Source organism: Dyella sp. (genome assembly GCF_035508675.1).
GTDB lineage: Bacteria > Pseudomonadota > Gammaproteobacteria > Xanthomonadales > Rhodanobacteraceae > Dyella_B.
Genome location: NZ_DATJMN010000294.1, coordinates 1 through 3,968 on the forward strand (window position 1 = coordinate 1; position 3,968 = coordinate 3,968).

The following is a 3,968-nucleotide window of genomic DNA, read 5'->3' on the forward strand; positions in this document are numbered from 1 at the left end:
CTATATTTCGCTGCGTCTTACCAAGTACTGTTAGCGGCTCTTAGTAGGGGTGGGTTGTTGATTGATAGGTGATGCGCTGAAGTTACCTGCGCGATCATGACTTCCAACACCAAGTTGATCACGATGTATCGACGGTACATACCCGCCACCATGCGCCCCCGGCGGTTGTCCCTGTGGTCCCGGCCGACCCTGGCCGCCGCCACCGAAGCCGGAGAAATACATGAAGGTTCCCAGCGTTCCCTTGAACAGCTGCCCTCCCATATATGGCGCAGAGATAATCAAGATCGTCATCAGAAGCCCTACGCCGCCTTGCTGCAACGCCTGACTGTTGAAGCCCTCCGCGTTGGTATTGGTGATGTTCTCGATGATCTTGGATGCCCACAGGGCCTCGGCGGTGTTAATGGTAGCTTTCAGCGCAATGGCCACCATGGCGTTGAGCACGGCCATGGAGAACAACGTGCCGACGGCATACATCAGCCACTGGCGGAACAATTCCTTGGTTTGATCGAAAACGAGAAAGAAGATGAACAGCGGTGCCAAGCCCGTGATCAATGCCATCGCAACTTGGTAGTACAAAAGCATCGCGCCTGCGGTCATGGGCGGTCCCGCCGTGCCAAGCGTTGCGATCAACAGGGAGCGGGTCTTTTCCTCGGCGGTGGCGGCGTCGCCGAAAGGCACCTGTACTGAATCGATGGCCGCGTAGGCGAACTGGGTGTAGGCGAGGTTTTTGTCGATGGTGTGGATCATCGAGGAATCCGAGCCATTGACCATATAGTTGATGGTATCGCTCATGGTCGTGGTGATGAAGCTGCGGATGTCGTCGTTCACCAACGAGGCCGAGGTGGCGATCGTGGCGATCAGGGCAATCTTGGCCACATTGGTCACAAGAACCATGGCCGGTTCGCGAATCTGGCCGGTAACAAGGCGATAACCCTGGAACATGATCCATAGCGTAATCAGAATAAATGCATAAACGCCGATCCAATGCACGGTGTTCTGCACGATGTTCTGGCTCAGGTTGTTGATCTCCACGATCATCCAGTGGTAGATCAGCCTGAAATACGCGTAATCGGCGAGGCTGGTGAGATTCATGGCTATGCTGCTCTGAAATAGGCACGGATCACAGGCAACCCTTCTGCTTCAATGTTGAGCGAACGCTGCGGAGAAGGCCGCTGCCTGAATGATCTGACCGGCCACCGCATTCGGGCCGGTACTGTTGCTGCCTTTCAGGGCAACATGGGCAAGCAGCGATTGCTGCTCATTGAGCGTCTCGATGGTTGCATCCACGGCGCGCAGGCGCTGTTCGACGTTGGCCATCTCCGTGGCGAGCGAGGCCTGGGCTTGAGTAGTCTGGTTTTGCAGGGCTTCGCGGTTGCCGATGGCATGCTCCACTGCCCCGACCAATTGATCCGTAGTCTCGGCGAGCTTCTTCAGTCCGCTGAAGTAGTCATTCATGTGGTTGAGCATGGTGGCGACAGTGTTGTATTTGTCCACCTGCAGCAGGACGATCTTGGTACAGATGGCGCGTTGCTGCGTGACAATGTTGCCGTCCACGATGGCCGGGTCCATGCCGATGGCACCAAGTGCCATGCCTGGCAGGGATGCGCCCGGGCACGCCTGGCTCACCTGCTGGCTGGGGTCGGTAATCAGGGGCAGCTGATTGTTGGTGGAGATAATGTTCAGATTGAGACTCTGCAACGACGTCAGCATGGACTCGTATTGCGTGACCATCTGCGTGTATTGCGAAACCAGCTGGGCCAGCTGCTGCGCCTGGCTTTTTTCGTTGCTGGCGATGGCAGCCTCGTCGATGACATGCCATTGCGCGTGAGCCTGGTTAGTTGCCAGGCACATGGTAAAAAGCAGCATCGATATAGCAGCCAATTTGCTACGCGGAGAGAGGGGGAGCCAAGCCATGGCAAACGGAGCGAACAGCGCCACGGAATCGGCCAGGACACTACGACGTACGCGAAACATGATCATGCTTGCTCCCCATTTCGGAGGGAGGCTGCTCGCCGGGGGCATGCCATGCGGATTCGATGACATCCTGCACGCCGTCCACGCCTGGTCCGGCGCGAGCCTTCCGTTGGTTTTGCTGCGGGGACATCTTGTTGCAGTAGATGGCAGCAAAGCTAGGCGGGAAAATCCTTATTGCGTGCGAGGGGAAGGCGTGGTGTTTCGTCATCTTGTTCGGTGCGGGGAAAGCTAGGCCAGGATGAAATCCCAGCATTTGTGGGTTCCGATGCTTGGATTTCATCCAAACCTACGCGCTGGAATCTACACAAGCACGTAGGCTGGGATGCAATCCCAGCACCACCATGCAGATGAACGCCGGGACTCACCCCACTTAAAACTTCATCCGCACCCCAGCTGCCGCATGCCATCCCCCGGCAATGGCGCCATCGCGCGATGTATCCCCCGCCTCGGCAAACACGTTCCACTTGCCACCCAGTGCCACGCGTACGCCTGCCACGGCTTCGCCGGCCGTGCCGTGGCGCGCCGGCAGCGTCACCGGCACGTAGCCGCCATCGAGCGATGCGGTGATGTTCGGTTGGTTGCCGGCCGTATGGATGGCCGATACGCGGGTATACACATCGCCGGCAACGCCGGACGACAGCACGAAGGTTTTACCGGCCAGCACGCCGGCGCGCGTCAGCAAGGTGTGGTTCTGCTTTACATCGAAACGGACCTGATCGCTCGCGGTGTAATGGCTGGCGCCCATCGAGCCGTAGGCAGCCTGCAGTTGCGGTTCGATATAGCCGCCGCGCGCACCTTCGAAGCGTCGGCCGACGCGCAGCGACGTGCTGATCGCCATGCTGCGATAACGGCCGGACGCCGCGCCGAATGCATCCATGGATGAATAGCTGTTGCTCAACTGCCCGACGCGGGCCACCACGTCGGCAAACACGTCGTGGTTGGAGATCCAGGTGCCATAGGCGCCGATGGAGTCGCCGCGCAAGGCGGCCGTGCCATTCTGGAATTGTGCGTGGGATTGGGTGTGCGTATAGACCAGGCCCGCCACGTGACGGCCTTCGTCGAAGTCGCTGGGTCGCTCCACCCCGAACGAGGCGCTGGTTGCACTCTGGTGATACGTGCCGCCTTCGCTGCTGTTGCCGACGAAATCACCGCCGCCCACGTCGGTCCACACGCCTGACGCGGTGGCCGCATCGTCGATGCGCAAGGCTTCGCTGTGGCGCGATATGGCCGGTTCTTCCATCTCCCAGATATTGGCCAGGGCCAGCGTGGCATCGCCGACGGTAAGCACGCCTGTCGAAGGCGTGATAGTGACTGCACTGCCGGTCGATGGGCTGCCTGGGTCGGCAACTGCGACACCGGTGCTCGTGCTGCTTGAACTGCCCGTACCGGTGGCGCTGCTGCCTGAGGTGCCGGTCGACGTGCCGGAACTGCTGCCCGTACTGGCCGCCGACGTACCGCCGCTTGATGTATTGCCCGATCCATTGCCGAGGATGTCGATGCCGGTCAGCAGTATTTGTTTGCCATTCGAACTCAGGCTCACTTGCGGCACATAGGAGAAACTCACCAACGCGTTTTCGTAGCTGGCGCTCCATTGGCTGGCCAGGCCCTTCACCCCCAGGAAGCTGGCCGTGCCGTTGGCGGCGGCGCTGGCGTCGACGATCACGATGGGGCTGGATGCGGCAATCGTCACACCCTTCTGGATCGCATTGGCATTGACCCACGAGGCATCGTCCAGCACCGGGTCGTAAGCGATGCGGACCGCTTGCGTACCCTGCGCGGTGAACGACGTGATGCCGCTGCCAAACACCACCTTGTCCGCCTGCGCATGGCGAATGTCGCTTAGCAACGTAAACACCGCGCCGTCGGAGAGATTCACACTGGCGCCGCCAGGGTCGGTGCTGTCCACCTGCAAGGTACGCAAGCTGTAGGAAGGCACGCTACCGGGGGCAAACGTGCCCCAGCTCGCGGCCATGTCGATCGCGCTGCCGGACCCT

General features: G+C 60.1%; 3 protein-coding genes. All 3 read right to left on the reverse strand.

Annotated elements, in window-relative coordinates; genetic code table 11:
• Positions 1–30 precede the first annotated feature (30 nt).
• Entirely contained in the window at positions 31–1,092 is a 1,062-nt protein-coding gene (locus VMA74_RS15575) for a type IV secretion system protein (protein WP_325368571.1), read from the reverse strand.
• 48 nt (positions 1,093–1,140) lie between these two features.
• Entirely contained in the window at positions 1,141–1,980 is an 840-nt protein-coding gene (locus tag VMA74_RS15580; RefSeq protein ID WP_325368573.1) for a hypothetical protein, read from the reverse strand.
• Between the two features lie 364 nt (positions 1,981–2,344).
• Positions 2,345–3,968: autotransporter outer membrane beta-barrel domain-containing protein (locus VMA74_RS15585; RefSeq protein WP_325368575.1), on the reverse strand; the 1,624-nt coding region annotated here is incomplete at its 5' end.

Bases quoted from the DNA above. Each gene is read 5' to 3' on its own strand.
- VMA74_RS15575 (WP_325368571.1), bottom strand. From the start codon at position 1,092: ATGAATCTCACCAGCCTCGCCGATTACGCGTATTTCAGGCTGATCTAC.
- VMA74_RS15580 (WP_325368573.1), bottom strand. From the start codon at position 1,980: ATGATCATGTTTCGCGTACGTCGTAGTGTCCTGGCCGATTCCGTGGCG.